The sequence below is a fragment of the Aurantibacter sp. UH7 genome (genome assembly GCF_056839165.1).
Genome location: NZ_CM166388.1, coordinates 3660400 through 3682764, shown reverse-complemented (window position 1 = coordinate 3682764; position 22365 = coordinate 3660400). Strand labels below are relative to the sequence as shown.

14 protein-coding genes are annotated in these 22365 nt (G+C 33.3%); 10 read left to right on the top strand and 4 right to left on the bottom strand.

From position 1 onward, the window contains the following. Window positions 1-6 precede the first annotated feature (6 nt). The 3 genes from UH7x_RS15645 to UH7x_RS15635 all read left to right on the top strand — a co-directional run bounded on the left by UH7x_RS15645 (window position 7) and on the right by UH7x_RS15635 (window position 4439). On the top strand, window positions 7-2703 hold the full coding sequence (locus UH7x_RS15645; protein WP_482363618.1) for a putative LPS assembly protein LptD: 2697 nt from the start codon (window positions 7-9) through the stop codon (window positions 2701-2703). A 26-nt stretch (window positions 2704-2729) separates the two neighbouring features. Further along, window positions 2730-3110 carry a RidA family protein gene (locus UH7x_RS15640; protein ID WP_482360858.1) on the top strand — a complete coding sequence of 127 codons (381 nt, stop codon included), beginning with the start codon at window positions 2730-2732 and terminating at the stop codon, window positions 3108-3110. 171 nt (window positions 3111-3281) lie between these two features. Beyond that, window positions 3282-4439 carry a glycerophosphodiester phosphodiesterase family protein gene (locus UH7x_RS15635; RefSeq protein ID WP_482360857.1) on the top strand — a complete coding sequence of 386 codons (1158 nt, stop codon included), beginning with the start codon at window positions 3282-3284 and terminating at the stop codon, window positions 4437-4439. 135 nt (window positions 4440-4574) lie between these two features. Here the strand turns inward: UH7x_RS15635 and UH7x_RS15630 are convergent, their stop codons facing one another. The 4 genes from UH7x_RS15630 to UH7x_RS15615 all read right to left on the bottom strand — a co-directional run bounded on the left by UH7x_RS15630 (window position 4575) and on the right by UH7x_RS15615 (window position 12102). Then, entirely contained in the window at window positions 4575-5426 is an 852-nt protein-coding gene (locus UH7x_RS15630; RefSeq protein ID WP_482360856.1) for an N-acetylglucosamine kinase, read from the bottom strand. Between the two features lie 98 nt (window positions 5427-5524). After that, complete coding sequence (gene gap, locus UH7x_RS15625; RefSeq protein WP_482360855.1) at window positions 5525-6526, bottom strand: type I glyceraldehyde-3-phosphate dehydrogenase; 1002 nt, start codon at window positions 6524-6526, stop codon at window positions 5525-5527. A 23-nt stretch (window positions 6527-6549) separates the two neighbouring features. Beyond that, on the bottom strand, window positions 6550-7536 hold the full coding sequence (pfkA, locus tag UH7x_RS15620) for a 6-phosphofructokinase (RefSeq protein WP_482360854.1): 987 nt from the start codon (window positions 7534-7536) through the stop codon (window positions 6550-6552). Between the two features lie 126 nt (window positions 7537-7662). Beyond that, the gene (locus tag UH7x_RS15615) at window positions 7663-12102 is read right to left on the bottom strand and encodes a translocation/assembly module TamB domain-containing protein (RefSeq protein WP_482360853.1); all 4440 of its coding nucleotides are present in this window, start codon (window positions 12100-12102) and stop codon (window positions 7663-7665) included. Between the two features lie 90 nt (window positions 12103-12192). Between UH7x_RS15615 and tsaD the strand changes: the two genes are divergently transcribed. The 7 genes from tsaD to UH7x_RS15580 all read left to right on the top strand — a co-directional run bounded on the left by tsaD (window position 12193) and on the right by UH7x_RS15580 (window position 22320). Then, window positions 12193-13224 carry a tRNA (adenosine(37)-N6)-threonylcarbamoyltransferase complex transferase subunit TsaD gene (gene tsaD / locus UH7x_RS15610; protein ID WP_482360852.1) on the top strand — a complete coding sequence of 344 codons (1032 nt, stop codon included), beginning with the start codon at window positions 12193-12195 and terminating at the stop codon, window positions 13222-13224. 20 nt (window positions 13225-13244) lie between these two features. Then, window positions 13245-13952, top strand: coding sequence for a 16S rRNA (uracil(1498)-N(3))-methyltransferase (locus UH7x_RS15605; protein ID WP_482360851.1), 708 nt, complete (start codon window positions 13245-13247; stop codon window positions 13950-13952). A 9-nt stretch (window positions 13953-13961) separates the two neighbouring features. Then, window positions 13962-14609, top strand: a complete 648-nt coding sequence (locus UH7x_RS15600) for a DUF4159 domain-containing protein (RefSeq protein ID WP_482360850.1) — start codon at window positions 13962-13964, stop codon at window positions 14607-14609. A gap of 3 nt (window positions 14610-14612) precedes the next feature. After that, window positions 14613-15701: an AI-2E family transporter gene (locus tag UH7x_RS15595; protein ID WP_482360849.1), complete on the top strand. Its 1089-nt coding sequence runs from the start codon at window positions 14613-14615 to the stop codon at window positions 15699-15701. A gap of 7 nt (window positions 15702-15708) precedes the next feature. Next, window positions 15709-16887 carry a class I SAM-dependent methyltransferase gene (locus tag UH7x_RS15590; protein WP_482360848.1) on the top strand — a complete coding sequence of 393 codons (1179 nt, stop codon included), beginning with the start codon at window positions 15709-15711 and terminating at the stop codon, window positions 16885-16887. A 324-nt stretch (window positions 16888-17211) separates the two neighbouring features. Further along, the gene (locus tag UH7x_RS15585) at window positions 17212-20550 is read left to right on the top strand and encodes a SusC/RagA family TonB-linked outer membrane protein (RefSeq protein WP_482360847.1); all 3339 of its coding nucleotides are present in this window, start codon (window positions 17212-17214) and stop codon (window positions 20548-20550) included. An 18-nt stretch (window positions 20551-20568) separates the two neighbouring features. After that, window positions 20569-22320 (top strand): RagB/SusD family nutrient uptake outer membrane protein, encoded by a 1752-nt coding sequence (locus UH7x_RS15580; RefSeq protein ID WP_482360846.1) that lies wholly within the window; start codon window positions 20569-20571, stop codon window positions 22318-22320. Window positions 22321-22365: the final 45 nt, after the last annotated feature.

The window sequence follows — 22365 nt, the reverse complement described above, 5'->3', positions numbered from 1 at the left end:
ATCGCATTGCAACCAAATAAACATTGTCTACTTTTTATAATCCTCTTCATTGTTGGTCTATTTTCGGGGGCATCACAAGAAGGTAATCTTGTGGCATTACCCATACAAGCACCTAAGGATACCATTATGGCTCCGCTACTTTTAACGGGCATAGAAAATGATAGTATTAAGAATGACACACTACAAGTAAAACCCAGTAACGGCAAAGAACCATTACTTCTTGACAAAATAAATTATAAGGCAAAAGACTATGTGCGTTTAAGTCAAAAAGAACAAAAAATATATCTATATAATGAAGCTGAAATCTATTATCAAGACACCGAACTAAAAGCGGGTGTAATAGTTTTGGACTATGTAAAAAATGAAGTGTATGCTGGTCGATTAAAAGATTCTTTGGGCAATTATAGTCAACTACCATATTTTAAACAGGCCGATAATGAAGTACAACCCGACTCCATTCGTTTCAATTTTGACACCAAAAAAGCACTAATTTTTAATTCTAGAACAGAACAGCAAGCAGGTGGAGGACAATTAGGTAGTGACAATATGAACGTTTATGCCGAAATAACAAAAAAAGAAAACGATTCGGTTTACTTTATGAGTGAAGCAAAATTAACAACTTCACAAGACACTGTTAATCCCGATTATTATATTCGAATTCGAAAAGCCAAATTTGTTCCTAAGAAGAAAGTTATCGCTGGCTTAAGTAATCTTTATATTGCCGATGTACCGACACCGATAGCACTTCCATTTGCATACTTTCCACTTTCGGTTGGCAGGTCTGCTGGACTGCAAATTCCAACATTCGGAAATGACCCGACAAGAGGATATTTTCTACAAAACGGGGGCTATTATATTCCTATAGGTGATGTTGCCGATTTACTCGTTACTGCAGATTTCTATACTAATGGTAGTTATGGTTTAAAAGGGCAATCTATTTACGCAAAACGGTACAAATATAGAGGTAATGTTAACTTTAGATATGAAAATTTAGTTACTAGCCAAAAAGGTTTTAGTGACTACAGTAGCAGTCAAATTTATAATATTCAAATTTCGCATTCGCAAGATGCAAAAGCTAGTCCTAATTCTAGGTTTTCTGCATCAGTGAATTTGGGTAGTAGCTCCTATTACAAAAGTTCCTTATTACAACAGAATTTACCGCTGACACAGTCTAATAGTTTAAATTCATCCATTTCTTATTCTAAAACTTTTCCAGAATACCCTTCGGTTAATATGAGTTTAACAGCATCACATAGTCAGAACACCAATACTGATGCCGTAAATATTACGCTACCAACTTTTCAAAGTAGTATGGAACGAATATTTCCTTTTGCCAAACGAGAAGGGATTAAAAAGGGTGCGTTACAAAATATTAATTTCCAATATGATGTAAATTACAGAAACAGCATCACTACAACGGGTGAAGAATTTTCATTAAGCGATGCACTCATGGGTGCACGACATAGAATACCGATAAGCACTAATTTTAAAGTTGCCAAATTTTTTAGTGTAAGTATGGGTGGTTCATACGAAGACATTTGGGCGTGGGAAACTTATAATAAAAGCTATGATGCTGCAACAGAAGAAGTGGTTACCGATACAATCGCCGGTTTTGATCGCTACAATAAATACAATTTAAGTGCCAGTATTGGAACTACTGTTTACGGTACTTTTAATTTTGGCGAAGACAAAAAAATTCAAGCTATTCGTCATGTAATGCGACCTTCTTTAAGTTATGGCTACACGCCTTCATTTGAGCAATTTTACGATGAATATCTTGATTCTAATGGTGAAGTTGTGCAGTTTACTAGATTTACTGGAACTTTAAATGGAGCACCTAGTCTTAATAAATCTAACAGTCTTAGCTTTTCGCTCGCAAATACTTTAGAAGCCAAAGTCACCGATAAAGATTCAACAGCCACAGAAGCTAAAAAAGTGCCCTTGCTTAGTAATTTCAATATATCAACGGGCTATAACTTTGAGTCAGATTCTTTAAAATTAAGTCCTTTAAGTTTAAATGGAGGAACCAATATTCTAAACAATAAAATGTCTATAAACTTTTCTGCTGGCCTAGACCCCTATGCCATCGATAACAATGGCAGAAGAATTAATGTATGGAACAAAGATAATGGTGGAAGCCTTCTCCGGTTAACTCGAGCTAACATCAATATGGGGTATTCTATTGACAGTAAAACTTTTGGCAGAAAGAAGGACGATAAAGAGGAAGAAGAAGACATTAATGAATATGATTATGTTGCTCAAAGTGGTGGTCGTGATGATGATTTATTCGGTCAGGCCGATGACTTCTATCAAGACAGAGGTAGGGATGTAAAAGAAAAATCTGATGAAAATGTAGAAAACCCCATTTTTGGTACAAAAATACCATGGGACTTGCGTCTCGCCTATTCTGCAAGCTATTCTAATTCAGCAAGACAGAACGAATTTAGTAGCCACTCTTTGATGTTTTCTGGAAATATTGAACTGTCGCCAAGATGGAAAGTAGGCGGCTCTTCGGGATACGATTTTAAAAATCAAGGATTTACTTTAACCCAATTACGTTTAGAACGCGATTTAAAAAGTTTTACCCTACGTTTCAATTGGACACCATTTGGCACCTACGAACGTTGGTATTTCTTTATTGGCATAAAAAGTTCTTTACTTAGTGATCTTAAATGGGAAAATAGAAGTCAAATTTCTCGATAAATTATGTTGAACCCAATTTAGCAATAATGAAAAAAATAATTTCTACAAAAAATGCTCCAGCACCAATAGGACCTTATAACCAAGCAGTATTAAGTGGTAACACTCTATATATTTCTGGACAAATACCTTTAGATGCTGAAACAGGTAAACTAATTGAAGGCAATATTACTGAAGAAACAGAAAAAGTTATGGAAAACTTAAAAGCTGTTTTATCTGCCGCCGATATGACTTTTGAAAACGTGGTGAAATCATCTATCTTCTTAAGTGATATGCATCAATTCACAGAAGTTAATGCTGTTTATGGTAAATATTTTGATGAAGAAACTGCTCCTGCACGTGAAACTGTTGAAGTAGCCAATTTACCAAAATTTGTAAATGTAGAAATCTCGATGATTGCTGTAAAATAGCGTATCTATCATCCATATTTTTGAGTAATTTAGGCAGCCATTAAATAATTGAAATTTAACCTTGAAAGGTGTTATTGAGTTATTTTAATAAGTAATTAATTCAATATAAAGAAATATAATAATTAGAAGTAAAATAATTAATAGTTACTTCGGAGTACTGAATAAAAAAAGATGAAAATACGATTAACAACAATTTTAATTTGTTTTCAAGTAATATTTTTATCTGGTCAATCTTCCGACCTACTTAACAATCCACCTTTTAGTGATTTAGTTAAGATAGACAGTACTAAATTGTCTGATAAAAATTTAGTAGCACTATCGTTACTATATCCAAATTATGCAAGTAAAAAAGATATAATCAACTCTTTAAGCAATAAGTATGGCATTTTCAAAAACAATCATAAGCTATTTATATGGGAGACAAAATCGAATCCTTACCTCAAGAAGGTATACTTAGACACAATTAACAATTGTAAAATATCTGTAAAATTCAAAAAGAACGTAGATACACCTTCAAAACTAAATCTGATAAAAGAAATATCTAAAGACCTTAAGGAGACATTGATGTTATGGTATGAAAGAGACATCAATGGCAATAAACTGTACTATGTTGGACATCGCGGTGGATTAATGAATCATTTCCAAGAAAACACCGAAGATATTTTAAAATACTCAAAAAAATCTGGAGTTTCCTTCATGGAAGTTGACATTTTAATAACCGAGCATAACATTCCATTTATTGGGCACGATTGGAAATTTCTTAATGATAATTTGGGTATACATAAAAAGCATGATTCCATTACAATAGCTAAAGCAAGATACAAGGATAGTCAGAAAATAACATTTTTTTCAGAATTACTGGATAATTATCAATTCCTAATTTTAGATTTGATACATAATTCTGTAGAAGAACAAAAAAGTATTATAACATATTTATTTAGGCATTACCCCGAAGCCATAAAATCACATTCTTATATACAAATAGATCGGTTAGACATGTTTTCATTCATTAAAAATTTAAATCCGACCATTTTAGTTTCGTATAATGTAAAACGAGAAAACACAAATAATTGGGAAACTGATTGGATAAACGAAATAAAACCTAATTTTAATGAAATGGAAATGTTTGTGGTAAATCCCTCCAAAATAATTTCTAAGACGTTTTTAGACAAATTTGGTGCTCATGCTAACAAAATTATTCCTGTGATTTATAAAGATGATACACAGGAAATTATTAGAATGAGTGAATTAGGATTTCAATTTATTATGATTGATGATATTATTAATGTAAATCATAAATTGGATGAAGTATTGCAAATTGAAAAATAAGCTGTGCAATTAACAACTAATATGTATTTCAACCTAGCTGTTTTTTAACAGAAAGTTATATAAGTTTAAGTGGATTTGATACAGATGAAAATTGGGTTTCTTGAAATTTTAAAAACCGTAAAAAGTTAAATTTTACTACAAAGTCTCTCTGTGAAACTCCATTAAGCCCTCAATGGGTCTTTGGCGTATTACACCAACAATTAAATCATTACGCTTTAAAACCTCCGTGAGTTCATCTCGTAAATAATGAGCAATACTACCCACAAAATTGATTGGTACTTTAGTAGCCAATTCAAATTGCATAATATAATTATTAACGAACTGCTGTAAGCCTTTATCAATAACACCTTTACTGTATGGGTGATCCTTGTTCTCTATTAAAAACCTTGCAAAAGTTGCTAGATAAGTATTTGGATTCGGTTGCTTATACAAATTTTCTTTAATTACATCAGCATCCAAATCATATTCTTTATCAAACTTATGACTTAAGTCTTGTGGCATTTTATGGAAGTAATAATCACGAATAAGTTTTCTTCCAAAGTAGTTTCCGCTACCATCATCCATAGGAATATAGCCTAACGAAGTAACCTTTTGAAAAAGTTGATGACCATCATAATAGCTACAATTAGAACCTGTACCTAGAATACAAACTATACCTTGGTGACCAATTTTAGTTGTTGAAAATATAGCGGCATAAGTATCTTCCTTTACATCGGTTTTTGAATTCGGAAAGAAATCTGAAAATATTTCCTTAAGAAATTTCTTCATACGATCTGTGCCACAACCTGCCCCATAAAAATACAGTCTTGTAACCTTATCTTTATTCTTAGAAAGTTCAAAATTATTCGCAAGCCTATCTTCAATTACTGCTTTTGTTAAGACCTCAGGACTTAGCCCAAGAGTTTGTGTAAGAAATAATTGTTCTCCTTTATCATCTAAAGCTATCCAATCTGCCTTGGTTGCACCACTATCAACTATTAGAATCATATATTACTTTTAAGATTTAAGGAATTTTGTGAAGAGTAATAACTATAAGCACAGGATTTTAGTATACCTAAAATCCTGTGTTTAATTGTATATGTAAATTAAAGTGTATTTACATGCTGAATTAAATCTAGCATTTTATTAGAGAAACCAGCCTCATTATCATACCAAGAAATTAATTTAAAGAATCCAGAATTCAATTCAATACAAGCCTCTGCATCGAATATACTTGTTCTTGGATCACTTACAAAGTCTTGAGAAACTACACTTTCATCCGTATATCCTAACACTCCTTTTAATTCTCCTTCCGAAGCAGCTTTAAATGCCTTTTTAATTTCTTCTAAAGAAGTTTCTTTACTAACTCTTACTGTTAAATCAACAACTGAAACATCTGCAGTAGGCACTCTAAATGCCATACCTGTAAGCTTTCCAGTTAAAGCTGGAATTACTTTGGTAACGGCAATCGCAGCACCAGTAGTAGAAGGTATAATATTCAACATTGCTGAACGACCTAATCTATAATTCTTTCTTGAAGGTGAATCTACTGTAAATTGCGTAGAAGTACTCGCGTGAATAGTAGTCATCAAAGCCTCTTCTATTCCGAAGTTATCATTTAATACTTTAGCAACAGGAGCTAAACAATTTGTTGTACAAGATGCGTTTGAAACAATAACATCTGAAGACTTAACTTCCGAATGATTCACACCCATTACAAACATCGGAGCATCTTTAGAAGGAGCAGAAATAACTACTTTCTTAGCGCCACCATCTATATGATATTGAGCAGTTTCTAAAGTTGTAAAAATACCAGTACATTCTGCAACAGTATCAGCACCAATAGCACCCCAAGCGATATTCTTCGGATCTCTTTCAGCTGTAATTCTTACCGTTTTTCCATTCACTACTAAATGACCACCTTCTACTTCAACAGTACCGTCAAATTTACCGTGTACAGAATCATATTTTAGTAAATATGCTAAGTGCTCTACATCTAATAAATCATTGATAGCTACTACATCTACATCACCTCTTTTAATAGATGCTCTGAAAACTAATCTTCCTATTCTACCAAAACCGTTTATTCCTATTTTTAAACTTGACATTCTTCTTGTTTTTTAATTAGTATTTAAGTTGTCATTATATCTGAAACTCTAATAAGTTCCTTATCCAATTTAGTATGACCCTTGATGGCCTTTTCAATTGGTGTTAAAATCAATTCATTATCTCGTACACCAACCATAAGGCTGGTTTTTCCCTCTAATAAAGCCTCTACTGCCTTCACTCCCATTCTACTAGCTAAAACTCTATCATAACAAGATGGTGACCCACCTCGCTGCATATGACCTAGAACAGATACGCGTACATCATAGATTGGTAAATGTTCTTCAACATATTCCTTAAGTTCGAATACGTTCTTTCCAGACTTATCACCTTCAGCAACAATTACAATACTTGAAGATTTTCCAGATTTTTTACTACGCTTTAAAGATTCCAATAAGCGTTCGAGACCAATATTTTCTTCAGGAATTAAAATTTCCTCAGCTCCTGCACCAACACCAGCATTAAGAGCAATATGACCTACATCGCGCCCCATTACTTCTACAAAGAATAGACGGTTATGTGAACTTGCTGTATCTCTAATTTTATCTATAGCATCTACAACTGTATTTAAAGCTGTATCAAAACCTAGCGTAAATGTTGTTCCGAAAATATCATTATCAATGGTGCCTGGAATGCCCATTATTGGAAAGTCATATTCCTTATGAAAAATTAAAGCTCCTGTAAAACTACCATCACCACCAATAACAACTAATGCATCAATTCCTTCTGCCTTTAGTTTTTGATGCGCTAAAGCTCTTCCTTCTTTAGTTCGAAAATCATCACAACGAGCAGATTTTAAAATAGTACCACCTTTATTAATGATATTATTTACACTTCTAGCATCCATTGCCTTAAAATCTCCTTCTATAAGACCTTGGTAACCTCTATATATTCCTACGCAGTCAACTTTAAGATATGCACATGTTCGAACAACCGAACGAATGGCTGCGTTCATTCCAGGTGAATCTCCCCCAGAGGTGAAAACACCTATTTTTTTTATTGTGGACTTCATCAAAAATTTTAAGCCAACAAAAGTAGCAAAGAAATATTAAAATGTACTCTATATGACTAGATTTTTACAGGATAGCACTCCATGTAACACAAAAATAACTTTAAGTTCAAATTGCAACAACACTACTTACTCATTATCAGGCACTAAGGCATTACTAAGTTTTGGATAAAAGCGTATTAAACCATCCTGTCCCATTACACTCCCAGGAGGATTCACTGCTTGTGGAATGATATTTTCTTCGGATTTCTCTTTTTTAAAGATTTTTCTAAAAAGTTCTTTAAAACTATCAAAATCAACTTGATAAGATATACCCGCACCCTGCGTATACCCTAATTCTTCCCCTAAAAATTGCTGTATTTCACTTTCTTTATTAAAGAATTTAGCACTTAACGTACCATCTTCATTTAATAACAATTGCAATTCGAAATCACCAGCTACAACAGTCTCTGTTGTACCACCAACAGGTACACCTACCTTACCATTTAACAAAATTCTATCGCTTATTTTGGTTGATACCGTTACACCTAATCTATTTTCTGTCTGAATGTCCGAACTTCGGTCTAGTATACCTTGCTCATACGATAGTCCCAAATTAAACTTATCATTATCACCCCCTAAAACTTGATTTAGTAAGCCAGACGCCGATTGTATTAAATTTCCCGTAACCGCCTGTGAACTGAGGCCACTTTGGTCATTTACAAAAGATCCTTGTGCTAATAGAAAAATTGCATTTTTTTCTTCTATAGTTGGATCTTGAAGCGCATATTCTAATTCAGATTTTACGATTGAATTTGTACTTGGGAATTCAATATCAAATTCGATATCCATATTCTCCAATTCACCACGCATTAAGATAACTACGTCGGTTGGTATTCTTCTTGTATATTGACTATCTAGCAATGGTGCGGGGTTTGCATTTAACGAATACACTGCTTTCATATTCACCTCTGCCCCAAGCGGTGGTCCGTTCCAATAAATATTTCCTCCAGGTTCAACAGCAAACTTTTTATTTATAACACCACCCAATTTATAGTTGAACTCACCTGTTACAACTACATATTCGCCGAACATCTGAAAATCACCTTTAGTATTAATACGCATTAACATAGGTCCTTCACCAGTGCCTTTTAAAGAACTACCCGTTTGCGTATCTGTAACTATTTCGACCTCTGCTTCGTCTGTTATGTCCAGGTCAAATTCCATTTGAATTCCTTGAAAAGTATCTATAATTCGCTCTTCATCCTCTTCTACTACAGCGCGTTTATCCACAAAATTGATAAATGAGTAATCGCCAACTGTTGCTACATCACTCAACGGAATTTTCAATGAAGTACCTCTAGCAGTCTTTCCATCTACCGTTATATTTAAAGCTTTTGTTGGACCATAAATTCTTCCTTTACCATTTAAATAGGCAGTTCCATAATAAAGAAATTCCTCATCAAATTCTGTATTCAACAATAAAAAACGATCATTTTTAGTATCCACATTAAAATCTAATCCCCACTTCTTAAAAAACTCGTGTTTTATTGTTCCGTCAATCACTGCTTTTGACCCTGTGGCAACATCCGTCAATAAAATATTATCAAAATCAAAAGTGTGCTTATCTAAATTAACGCGTGAGTTTTTAGCAAAATCGTAGTCAACATTTAAAAATGGTATGCCAATACCTGCATTATCTAAGGTTAATATTCCACTAAAATCGGGATTATTTACCTCACCTTTAATTCTAGCATTTCCATTTAAATCACCTCGAATATTACTAATGACTCCTTCTCCTAAAGGAGCAAATGGTTCCATATCAAAATTGGAGAAATTAACTAACAAATCTGCCTCCGGTAAATCCCCTTTATTTTTAATATTACCAACAATACCCATTTTCTCTAAACCCTTATCAGTGATTTGAGAGTTTACTACGAAATCAGTTAAATCACGATTACCTACAATGCCAATAGTTAAATCTCCTAATCGAATATCATTAATACCGAAATCTTCAATATTTAAGTTTGATGTTGGTAAATAAATGTCATCTTTTTGAAGCACATGTAATTTACCATTTACCTCACCTTGCAACCTTAAACTATCGATACCAGGAGTGATTTTATTTAGTGATACAATTTTGAATTGTAGTTCTAAATCTTTGTACGTTGAATCTGCTAATTGCCCTTTTAATTTTATTTCCTCATCTTCATTATTATGCATCACAATTTCTTGAATACTGATGCTATCTAAGGTTCGATTTACGATTACTTTATTTTTAGTGTTGCCATCTTTATTAAGCACCCATTTATTGCCTTTAAAACTTACATCTGATGTTTTTAAACCAATAACAGATTTATTCTCTTTATTAAATGTGTGGTAAAAGTTTAAATTATAGCTGTCGTTAAATTCACTACCACCTTTAAACTCTGTTCTAAAAAAAAGTGTGTCTTTTAAAGTGGTGTTAATTAAGTTAAAGTCTTTTACATCGTAATAAGCGGTAGACAAATCACCAACCGATACATATGTATTAAATAGTGGATTTTTATTATCAATGGTAACGTTTATTTTATCTGCTTGATTGCCGTATGCTGCAATAAACGGTGATCTAAAGTTTAACTTGAAATCACCATCGTCCGCAATAATATTACCCTTTATAAATGTATTCGGATCAAACGTTACTTCAGGGAAAAACACATCAACAATTTTGTTATAAATCTTAAAGTTAAAATTCAAAGTCTGACCTCCGGATATTTCAAAAGGTCGATAGTTTGTATAGATACTACCTAATGAATTTTTAACTAATCTATCTAATTCACTTACTTTAAAATTACCTTTCATATAACCGGTAATAATATCTGGAGAATTTATATCTATTACACGAATAGAATCATTTTCAAATGTTGATGAAACTTTAAAATCTTCAAAATAATAGGTGTCATTCTTATTTTCAAAATTGGTTTTAGTGAATTTTATATCACCCACAAAATTATCAAGTGAACTTCCAGAAATATCCATATTTACATTTCCCCTAAAAATAGAAATGCTATCATTTATGAAATTCAATTTCTTTAAATCCATATAATCTACAGAAGCAATAAAATTAAAATTATTACGGTCTAAACCTAAATCTGCTAACCCTTTAAAACTAAATTGCACATTCTCATCATTACTCACTAAAGAACCATCAAATAGATGTTCTTTAAGTAAGCCAGAAACCTTTAAATCATTGTATTCATAACCGTTAAACACAAGTGAATATACTTGCCCGATAATTTCTGTATTTAAATTCTTTTGTACAAAACCTTTTCCTTCAACATTAAAATCTAATGTAGCTTTTCCCAAGCTCTTGTTCTCAACGAAATTGCCTAAATCAAAATCAATTAATGAAATAAAACCTTTGTAAGTTGCATTATCGATATGATTAATATTAGTCATATCTAAATCTGCATAACTACTACCAATAGCTGTATTTAAATTAACTTTTGTTGAAATAGAAGTTTCGGTAATAAAAGCTTCACCACGAATTGTAAACTGACCTAATTTTTGAAATGACGTTGGCCACGACTGACCTAAGATATTTGGCAACAATGAACGCAATTCATAATAACTTGTAGTTACGTTTTTCAATTTACCATCCATTGAAAATGGTTGCGATTTTGTAAATAAATTTTTAAAATTAAAATCACCTCTTATACCCGTATTATTAGATACCACAAAAAGTTCATTCGTATTTAAATCATTTAAAACACCCGAAATACTAGAAGAAAATGAAGCCCTATTTCCTTTTCCAAATCGGTCGTAGAGTAAATTAATTTCATCAAATGCTACTGTAGACTCATTAAATTGCGCGGTGACATTTACTTTATTAAAAAAATCAGCAAAATCGCTTCGGTCATAATCAAACATTAAATTACCTAACAGCTCAGATTCTGGAGTTTTTATGGTTAATGAATCGAATCGCATTTGCTGCTTGGTGTACTTAAAATTAGTAACCATGTTACTCACATCAATACCTCTAGAGCTGCTGAAATTCATTTTTTTAATATCGACATCAACTTCCGGTCCCAATATCTGAAAATCATTGCCAGTAATATTCAATTCTTTAAAATCAAGAACATCATTATTATCCATATTCTCGTCTATCAGTCGAAAATGGCTATTTGAAATATCTACATTAGAAGATGAAAAAAAGAATGGCGGCGTACCTGGTTTTCTTGGTTTACCATCATCTAACTTGTCAATAAAAACTTCGAGGTTAGTACTGATACTATCTTTATATTTAATTAATTTAAAATCGAGCTTATCAATTTCTATTTTACCAAATTCCATCTTACCATCCATCATGTTTTTAACACTTAAGACAGATGTAGAAAGTTCGTGAACATAGAAAAGTGTATCCTTCTCATAATCTTCAATATAAATACCCTCTAAAGCGGTATCCCAAGAAATTAATGACACCCTTAATTTGCTAATATTAATATTTGTTCCGTATTCTTTATTAATAGTGGTTGTAGCGTATTTTGCAAAGCGCGTTTGAACAATTGGCAACGAAAGTATAATTGTGCCAAGAACGAATATCAAAAGCAACACTAAAAGTGTACGAACCAGTATTTTTCTTAGTTTTTTGATAGTGCTCTTTTGTTTTATCTTCGTACTCCAATTTTTATTCCAAACTAAGTGGAAAATGAAACTATTTATATTCTAGCTATTGAATCTTCTTGTGATGACACTGCAGCCGCCGTTTTGGCGAACCAAAAGGTGATTAGCAATATTGTGGCTACACAAAAAATACATGAGCAATATGGTGGTGTTGTTCCCGAACTTGCTTCGAGAGCGCATCAACAAAATATAGTTCCCGTTGTACATCAAGCTTTAGCTAAAGCAAATATCGACAAAAAACTAGTATCTGCCATAGCTTTTACACGCGGACCTGGACTTATGGGTTCTCTTCTTGTTGGGACTTCTTTTGCTAAATCTTTGGCCCTAGGTTTAAACATCCCATTAATTGAAGTTAATCATATGCAAGCCCATATTCTAGCTCATTTTATTGAAGATGATGAAAACCTTAAACCACCCGAATTTCCGTTTCTGGCTATGACAATAAGTGGAGGTCATACGCAGATCGTTTTAGTAAAAGATTATTTTGATATGGAAATATTGGGAGAAACTTTAGACGATGCTGTTGGTGAAGCTTTCGATAAGAGTGCGAAAATATTAGGTCTTCCCTACCCTGGCGGACCTCTAATAGATAAATATGCTAATCTTGGTGACCCGTATAAATTTAAATTTCCAAAACCAAAGGTGGATGGACTTAATTTTAGCTTTAGTGGGTTTAAAACTAGTGTTCTTTACTTTATTCAAAAAGCCGTTAAAGAAAACCCTAATTTTATAAAAGAGAACCTAAACGACATTTGTGCTTCTATTCAGTTTACTATCATTTCAATTCTTATGGATAAACTTAAGAAAGCTGTAAAGGAAACTGGTATAAACAGAATTGCAATAGGCGGTGGAGTTTCGGCAAACTCTGGAATTAGAATAGCATTGAAAGATGCTGAAAAAAACCGAGGTTGGTCTACATATATTCCTAAATTTGAATATTGCACCGACAATGCTGCAATGATTGGTATTGTTGGTTATTTAAAATACAAAAAAGAGCACTTTTCAGACCAAAGTATAACAGCGCAAGCCAGGTATCGTTTAAGTGAATAGAATATAATAATTGTAAAAACATGCAACTTTTCTATAATCCTGATTTAGACAATTCAATATCACAATTTTCTTTCACATCAGAAGAAAGCAAGCATATTGTTAAAGTGTTACGAAAAAAGGCAGATGATATTCTATTTATCACAAATGGCAAAGGGTACATTTATCAAGCAAAAATTATAGATGCTAGTATTAAAAGATGTAAAGCCGAAATTATTTCAAAAGAAAAAAAGCATAAGGCCATGCACTATTTGCATCTGGTTGTTGCACCAACGAAAATGAATGATCGTTTCGAGTGGTTTCTTGAAAAGGCTACTGAAATTGGAGTCAACGAAATAACACCTATTATTTGCGAGCATTCCGAACGAAAAATCATAAAAATCGAACGAATGCAAAAGGTTCTGCAATCGGCTATGAAACAATCATTACAGGCCTTTTTACCAAAATTAAACCCTGCAATAAAATTAAGCGATTATCTAAACTTGGAAAAAGAAGGTCTGCTATTTATTGCGCATTGTGAAGAAGGTGAAAAAATGGAATTAAAAAGAAGAGTTGCAGCAGATAATGATGTAACAATTCTCATAGGGCCTGAGGGCGATTTTAGCGCATCAGAAATTAAACTCGCATACGATAAGGGTTTCTTACCAGTATCTTTAGGAAAAAACAGATTACGGACAGAAACAGCAGCCTTAGTAGCCTGTGCTACTGTAGCGGTTATAAATAATGCTTAAAAATGCTTTATGAAGTTTATTAAAAGTATATTTATTTTATTCCTGTTTTTTACCTTACCAATTAGTGCTCAGGAGTTAGCTATATTAAAATATTATGGCGGAGGAGATTGGTATTCAAATCCGACAGCGCTCCCAAATTTAATTCGATATTGCAATTCAAATTTAAATACTACATTAAAGGAAAAAGTACAAACTGTTGAAGTTGGAAGCTCATCAATATTTCAATACCCATTTCTGCATATGACCGGACATGGTAATGTAGTTTTCTCGAATGAAGAAGCATCCAATTTAAGAACTTATCTTTTATCGGGTGGTTTTTTACATATTGATGACAATTATGGGATGAAACCATATTTAGAAAAAGAGCTAATTAAAATATTTCCTAATTTAGAATTAGAAGAATTAGGAGTTAACCACCCTATCTTCAACCAAGAATACAAATTTACTGAAGGCTTACCGAAAATTCATGAACACGATGGCAAACGTCCACAAGCTTTTGGTATTACATATGAGAACAGATTGGTTTTACTATTCACTTTTGAAAGTGATTTAGGAGATGGTTGGGAAGACCCTACGGTGCACAACGACCCAGTTGAAATACGAGATAAAGCCTTGAAAATGGGAGCTAACATTATTTCATATGTTTTTAAAAATTAATACATGACTGCAAAAACTATCTCAAGTGGCATTCTTAGAGCTATCGGCATACTAGCGGCAATAGCGGTAGGTCTCTACTTTCTGTATAAAATAGAATCTGTTTTAGCCTATCTCGCTATTGCCGCTGTAATAGCCTTAATAGGTAGGCCTGTAATTTTGTTTTTAAGACGAAAATTAAAATTTCCGAATACATTAGCAGTAGTTCTAACTATGCTATTAATACTAGGGATTTTGGCAGGGATATTAGCGTTATTTGTTCCACTATTAGCCGAACAAGGTAAAAATCTTTCACTTTTAGATATAGAAGACCTGCAGCAAAATGTTGAAGGTTTGTATCGCGAAATTACTCAGTACCTAGGTTTAAGCCAATCGGATATAGAAGATAGTATACAAGAATCTAAAATTTTTGCAAACCTCGATTTCGGATTTATTCCTAATTTCTTGAATTCATTGATGGGAACATTAGGTGATTTAAGCATAGGACTATTTTCTGTGCTATTCATATCTTTTTTCTTCTTAAAAGATAGTAAGCTTTTTCAATCTGGCATTCTAGCATTAGTGCCAGATAGAAACGAACAACGCACCATAAAATCAATTGATAAAATCAACAATTTATTATCGAGATATTTTGTTGGAATATTACTTCAAATTCTTATTTTATTTATAATTTTTACTATTGTTCTATTAATTGTCGGCATAGAAAATGCTATTGTAATTGCATTTCTGTGTGCACTATTTAACATTATACCATATATAGGTCCTATCATAGGTGGAGTTTTGATGATTCTACTAACTATGACGAGCAATTTAGGAGCCGATTTTAGCACAGTAATTCTTCCGAAAACAGGCTATATTTTAATAGGTTTAACAATTGGACAATTAATTGATAATTTCTTCTCGCAACCCTTAATTTTTTCAAATAGTGTAAAATCGCATCCTTTAGAAATATTTCTGGTCATTATTATTGCAGGTTTACTTTTTGGCGTTGTAGGTATGATTGTTGCCGTACCAGGATATACCGCAATAAAAGTAATTTTAAAGGAATTTTTAGCGGATAATAAAACTGTAAAATCGCTAACAAAAGACCTATAGTTCCAATTTGAATAAAAATATACTACATACTGATATACAGAACTTTATAAATAAAAATTTAGAATCAGATACATTACCCTTATTATTAAAAAAACAACTATTTAATGAGGTATCCCAAAAAGAACTTGTACAACAAATAGAATCGAAGAAAAGGTGCAAATCAAAACTCCCAACATGGTTTAATACAACAGGTATTTACTTTCCAAAAAAGTTAAATATTGAACAAACTTCATCTGAGCAAACTGCGCTCTATAAATCACAAATAATTAGTGGCAATTCATTGGTTGACTTAACAGCTGGTTTTGGTGTCGATAGTTACTTTTTTTCAAAGGTTTTTAAGGATGTTTTTTATTGCGAAATTGACGCCGAATTAGCTCAGATAGCTACCCATAATTTCAACATATTAAAAGCTACTAATATTGAATCTATTTCCAATGATGGAATGTCATTTCTAAAAAACAAAGATGAGAATTTCGATTCCATTTATATTGATCCGTCCAGGAGGAATGATGTAAAAGGCAAAGTTTTTAGGTTTGAAGATTGCTCCCCAAATATTGCTCAACATCTGGAATTTCTTTTTTCCAAAACGGAAACTATTTTAATCAAAACTTCACCGTTGCATGATCTTTCACTTGGTATTAAAGAATTGAAAAATGTTATAGAGATTCATATCGTTGCAGTAAATAATGAAGTAAAAGAATTGCTTTGGTTGCTTAAAAAAGATTACAAACAATCAATTCTAATTAAAACGATTAATTTAAAAAAGGATGCTAATCAAACCTTTGATTTTAATTTTTATGATGAAGCCGAAACAAAAGTTGACCTATCAAAACCTTTAAAGTTCTTATATGAACCAAATGCTGCCATTTTAAAATCTGGGGCATTCAAGCTTATTAGTGAGAGATTAAAAGCCAAAAAGCTGCAAGAACACAGTCACCTATATACGTCTAAAGAGCTACTCGATTTTCCAGGTCGCCGATTTGTTATTAGTAAGGTTTTACCTTATAACAAGTCAGAAATTAAAAAAATAAACTTAACGAAAGCAAATATCAGCGTTCGTAATTTTCCTGAAAGCGTAGCACAAATCAGAAAAAAACATAAGATAAAAGATGGAGGTGAAGATTATTTGTTTTTTACAAGAAACAAATACAATGAATTTATCGTTTTAATGTGCACTAAAATCTAATGGCTCATATCTTACATTGGCAATATTTATTTTTGACGGCACTATTTATTGCTCTCTTACAAACAAAAAGTTAAAAATTTTAAACCGTCTTAATTATTGCTTAAGCCTTATATTTTACTAGCTCTTATTAGTTTTTACATATTATTTTACATCTTATTTTATGAATTTGACAGTTAATTAATCATTAGTTATTAGGAAGATATCATAATTATTTCTTAATATTAACACTGTTTTAGGTTTTTCTTTGTCTGTGAACTTGCACACTTTCATTGAAAAACCTTACAATTTCAAGATTAATTTAAACTAACAAAACAACAAATGATTATGAATCTAAAATTCGATTTCTTTTCGTTAAGACCTAAAAGGAAGAGTTCTACTCTTAACTTAGGATTTTTAGCGATTGTGGTTTGCTTTGGTGCTCAAATGGCAATGGCAAATCCGGAAGGTAATTTAACAAATGTGAAATTTAATAGTACTGTACAGTCCACAATTACAGGTACTGTTACAGATGACACTGGTGCACCACTACCTGGTGCTAACGTATTAGTAAAAGGTACTACAACTGGTACACAAACAGATTTTGATGGTAACTTCACCATTGAAGCTGATTCTGATGCTACATTAATATTTAGTTACATTGGTTTTAAAGCGCAAGAAGTAGCAGTTAACGGAAACTCAACGGTTAATGCTTCTTTAATTGAAGATGCTGCTGCCCTTGATGAAGTAATTGTAACAGGATATTCTACAGAAAGTAAAAGAGAAACCACAGCTGCTGTATCAATTGTTAAAGCCGAGGAATTAGCAGCGATACCTTCTGGTAATGTTGAACAGCAATTGCAAGGTAGAGTTGCTGGTGTTACCGTTATCTCTAACGGACAACCAGGTACAACGAGTCAAATTAGAGTTCGTGGTTTTAACTCGTTCGGTAATAACTCACCTTTATATGTGGTAGATGGTGTACCAACAACGAACATTGATTTCTTAAGTCCAGATGACATTTTAAATACATCTGTATTAAAAGATGCGGCGGCAGCTTCTATTTATGGTGCAAGAGCTGCGAATGGTGTTGTAGTTTATACCACCAAACAAGGTAGAAAGGGTGATACTAAATCTGAACTAAACATTAGTTTAATTAGTGGTGTTACTGATCCAAATGTTGCTGGAGCTCCTAAAATGTTGAATCCACAACAAATGGCAGAATGGACACATCAGTCGTATCGTAACAATGCAATCGCTGAAGGTACAGCCGCTGGTACTTTACCAAATTATGACCACCCTCAGTATGGTACAAATGCCACGCCAACTTTTCCAGATTATTTACATGCGAATGGAGATAATGGAGTTTACGGCAGTGTAGATTTAGCAGCAATACAAGCTGCATATGCGGCAAACCCTGATGAGACTTTCTTAATTAGACCTAACTTAGAGGGTACTAACTGGTACAAAGAAATCACTAGAATCGCTCCACAATCTCGTTTTTCTCTAGGTTTTAAAGGTGGTGGCGAAAATAGTAGATTTTACATGGGTTTATCTTCACAACAACAATCAGGTATTGTTCTTGAACAAGAATTTAAAAGATATACCGCTAGATTTAATTCTGAATGGGATGTTACACCTTGGTTAAGTATTGGAGAAAATTTCCAAACTACATATCGATCAGCTGTTGGTATTTTCGGTGGTAATGGTGGTGTAGATGTTGCAGATGATGAGTCAGAAGTATTATCTGCGTATCGTATGCCAACTATTATACCCGTTTATGATGATTTTGGAAGTTACGCTAGTACAAAAGCAGCTGGCTTCAACAATCCTAGAAACCCAGTGAGAAGACTTGAACGTAATAATGGAGATGATAAAGGTTATAGTATTGGTGGTTTTGGTAATTTGTATGCTAACTTTAATATACTCGAAGGCCTAACCGTAAGAACAAGCATAGGTGGTACTTATAATAATTATCATACAGTAAATTATGACTACAAGTATTTAGGTGATTCTGAAACTGAAGCAAATAACTCATTTAGCGAAGGTGGTGGTTACGGTTTTAATTGGACCTTTACCAATACTGCAACCTATGAAAAAACATTTGGTAAGCATGGAATTAAAGTTTTAGCAGGTATAGAATCTTTAAATACTGGATCTGGACGAAATATTTCTGGTTCTGGACAAAACCCATTTTCAACGGATTTAGATTACCAAGATTTATCAGCAGTACAGAATCCAGTTGTTCAAAGTAACTGGTACAAGGGTGCAAACTACTCTTCTGTGTTTGGTGAATTAAAGTATAATTTTAATGAAAAATACTATGTAGCCGGGGTTGTAAGACGAGATGGTTCTTCACGTTTTGGTAGTGAAAACAGATATGGTGTTTTTCCTGCATTCTCAGCAGCATGGCGTGTAATTGACGAGCCATTTTTACAAGATCAAGATGTAGTTTCTGATTTAAAATTTAGAGCTGGTTGGGGTAAAATGGGTAACGACACAAATGTTGACCCTAACAATCAATATTCCTTATATGGTTCTGATAGAGCGAGAACTTTCTATCCAATAGCTGGTACTAATGATGGGGCAAGTGAAGGTTTTGCTCGTAGTAGAATAGGAAATTCTGCAGCAAAATGGGAAACTTCAACCACTTTGAACATTGGTTTTGATGCTAGTTTTTTCAATAACAAATTAGATATACAACTAGATTGGTGGACTAAAGAAACTGAAGATTTATTGTACGAAGTTCCATTACCAGCAGTGGTAGGTTCATGGGCATCTGCACCAGCCGTAAATATTGCATCTATGGAAAATAAAGGGGTAGATTTACAAATAATTGGACGTGGTAATTTTACTGAAGATTTATCTTTTGAAGTAACAACCAATTATTCTTTCCTTAATAATGAAATTACAGGTTTAGCTCCGAACATTAATTATTTTGACGGTCCTTCGATTAGAGGTAATACTATGGTTAGAAACCAAATTGGCCTACCGATGTCTTCTTATTTTGGATATAAAATGATTGGTTATTTTAATTCTCAAGCCGATGTAGATGCAGAGAATAATGCAAGAGAAGCTGAAGGTTTAAATCGTGAAGCAAGTTTAGGTAGATTTAAATATGAGGATATTGATGGTGATGGAGTTATTACTGCTGAGGACCGTACTTTTATTGGTAGTGCTGTACCAGATTTTACTGGTGGTGCTATTATCAACTTAAAATACAAAAATATTGAGTTCGAAACATACTGGTATGCGTCTTTGGGTAACGAAATCTATAACCAATCTAAATGGTACACAGATTTTCAGGGTACCTTTGAAGGATCGGCAAAAGGAGAGCGTGTATTAAATTCATGGACGCCAGAATTAGGAGACAATGCTGATGCTCCTATTTTTGAAAGAGCTACAAATTTATATACTTCAGGTGCTGCTAACTCTTGGTATGTAGAAGATGGTTCGTATCTTAGACTACAACGTTTATCTTTAAGCTATGCATTTGATCAAAACTTATTAGATAAAATTGGTATTAATAAAATGAAACTTGGTTTTGCTGCGAATAACATTTGGACTATTACTAAGTACACTGGTTTAGATCCAATGGTTGCTGGTCCAGATACAAACTTTGGTGTTGACACGGGTAACTTCCCAGTAACACCTAGTTATGTTTTTAGCTTAGAATTAGGATTATAATTAGACAAAAAAAATAATATGAAAACATTTAAAATAAAATCGAATAAAATAATAGCATACAGTATGGTGCTATTACTAGGATTTTCGTGTAGCGATGACTTCTTAGAGGTAACACCTACTGGTTCTTTGGCAGATGCACAAGTACAAACCAAAGAAGGTATTGAAAATTTATTAATTGGTACCTACTCCGCTATAAATGGTGTATTTGGAAATAGATTTGAAGGCCCTAACCATTGGGTAACCGGATCTATTCTAGGAGGAGATGCAAACAAAGGAACAGATTCTGGTGATTATAGTACAATTAACCCTGTTCAACGGTATGCACATGATGCGACTCAAGGTGATTTAAATATGCTATGGAGAGGTCGTTTTGAAGGTGTAAGTAGAGCAAATTCTGTATTAAGCGCTGTTGCTGCAAATACAGAACTTAGTGCTGCAGATGCTGCAAACCTTGCTGGACAAGCTAGATTACTTAGAGGGCACTATTATTTCGATTTAAAAAAGCACTTTAATAGTATTCCTGTGTTTGATGAAACAATTGCCGCAGAAGAGGTAATTACTTTAGCTAATACACCTGAAGTTTGGGCGCAAATAGAATCTGATTTTCAATACGCTTATGATAACCTAGCTGCCGAAACAGGTGCAGGAAGAGTTAATAAATGGGCTGCTGCTGCCTATATGGGTAAAGCAAAATTGTATCAGGGAAAATATGCTGAAGCGAAAACTTGGTTTGATGATGTAATCGCGAATGGTGTAACTTCTAATGGCTTAAAATATGCCTTATTAGATGATTACCCTCGAATTTTTGATTCGGCAAACGACAACCACGCAGAAGCTGTATTGGATGTAGAATCAGCTAAAAACACTGGTGATGTGCAAAACGCCAATGCTTTTGATGATTTAAATTACCCTTATAATACTGGATCTGAAGGACCTGGAAACTGCTGTGGTTTCTTTCAACCTAGTATTGAGTTAGGTAATTCATTTAGGACTACTGCAGAAGGTTTACCATTGTTAGATAAATCATACAATGACCCTGCAAATGAAGTGGTTAATAACTTTAAGCATGTTATTGTAAATAAAGAAGATGAAGCAACATTTGTTGAAGATGCTGGTCCATTAGATCCACGTATAGATCATTCTATCGGTCGTATGGGTATACCTTATTTAGACTGGAAAGACCACCCAGGTTCGGCTTGGATTCGTAGTTTCGGATATGGAGGACCTTATTCTCCTAAAAAGTTTATTTACTATAAATCGCAAGAAGCTGACTTTACCGATACTAGTTCTTGGACTAGAGGGTATGCAACTATGAACTATAACATTATCAGATTTGCTGATGTTTTATTAATGGCTGCAGAAGCAGAAATAGAAGCAGGAACTTTAGATAAAGCTATGGAGTATGTGAATATGGTAAGAGCTAGAGCAGCTAGAGCAGAGTATTGGGTTAAAGATTATGATTCTGGCTTAGATGCAGCTAATTATGTGATTTCTGAATACACTTCTTTTCCAAATAAAGAGTATGCAACTCAAGCAGTTCGTTTTGAGCGCAAACTAGAACTATCTGGAGAAGGTCACCGTTTCTTTGATTTAGTAAGATGGGGTGTTGCTGCAGAAGAATTAAATGCATATTTAGCTTATGAGTCTCAATACCTTTCAGAAAAATTTGGCGGTGCTAGTTTTTCTGCTGGTAAAAATGAGTATCAACCTATTCCACAAGCACAAATTGATTTACAGCCTGGAATTTTAACTCAAAATCCTGGATACTAATTAAAGTATATATTACAATGTTAACCCTGATCATAATTGGTCAGG

Bases quoted from the DNA above. Each gene is read 5' to 3' on its own strand.
- UH7x_RS15640 (WP_482360858.1), top strand. From the start codon at position 2,730: ATGAAAAAAATAATTTCTACAAAAAATGCTCCAGCACCAATAGGACCT.
- UH7x_RS15635 (WP_482360857.1), top strand. From the start codon at position 3,282: ATGAAAATACGATTAACAACAATTTTAATTTGTTTTCAAGTAATATTT.
- UH7x_RS15630 (WP_482360856.1), bottom strand. From the start codon at position 5,426: ATGATTCTAATAGTTGATAGTGGTGCAACCAAGGCAGATTGGATAGCT.
- gap (WP_482360855.1), bottom strand. From the start codon at position 6,526: ATGTCAAGTTTAAAAATAGGAATAAACGGTTTTGGTAGAATAGGAAGA.
- pfkA (WP_482360854.1), bottom strand. From the start codon at position 7,536: ATGAAGTCCACAATAAAAAAAATAGGTGTTTTCACCTCTGGGGGAGAT.
- UH7x_RS15605 (WP_482360851.1), top strand. From the start codon at position 13,245: ATGCAACTTTTCTATAATCCTGATTTAGACAATTCAATATCACAATTT.
- UH7x_RS15600 (WP_482360850.1), top strand. From the start codon at position 13,962: ATGAAGTTTATTAAAAGTATATTTATTTTATTCCTGTTTTTTACCTTA.
- UH7x_RS15595 (WP_482360849.1), top strand. From the start codon at position 14,613: ATGACTGCAAAAACTATCTCAAGTGGCATTCTTAGAGCTATCGGCATA.
- UH7x_RS15585 (WP_482360847.1), top strand. From the start codon at position 17,212: ATGAATCTAAAATTCGATTTCTTTTCGTTAAGACCTAAAAGGAAGAGT.
- UH7x_RS15580 (WP_482360846.1), top strand. From the start codon at position 20,569: ATGAAAACATTTAAAATAAAATCGAATAAAATAATAGCATACAGTATG.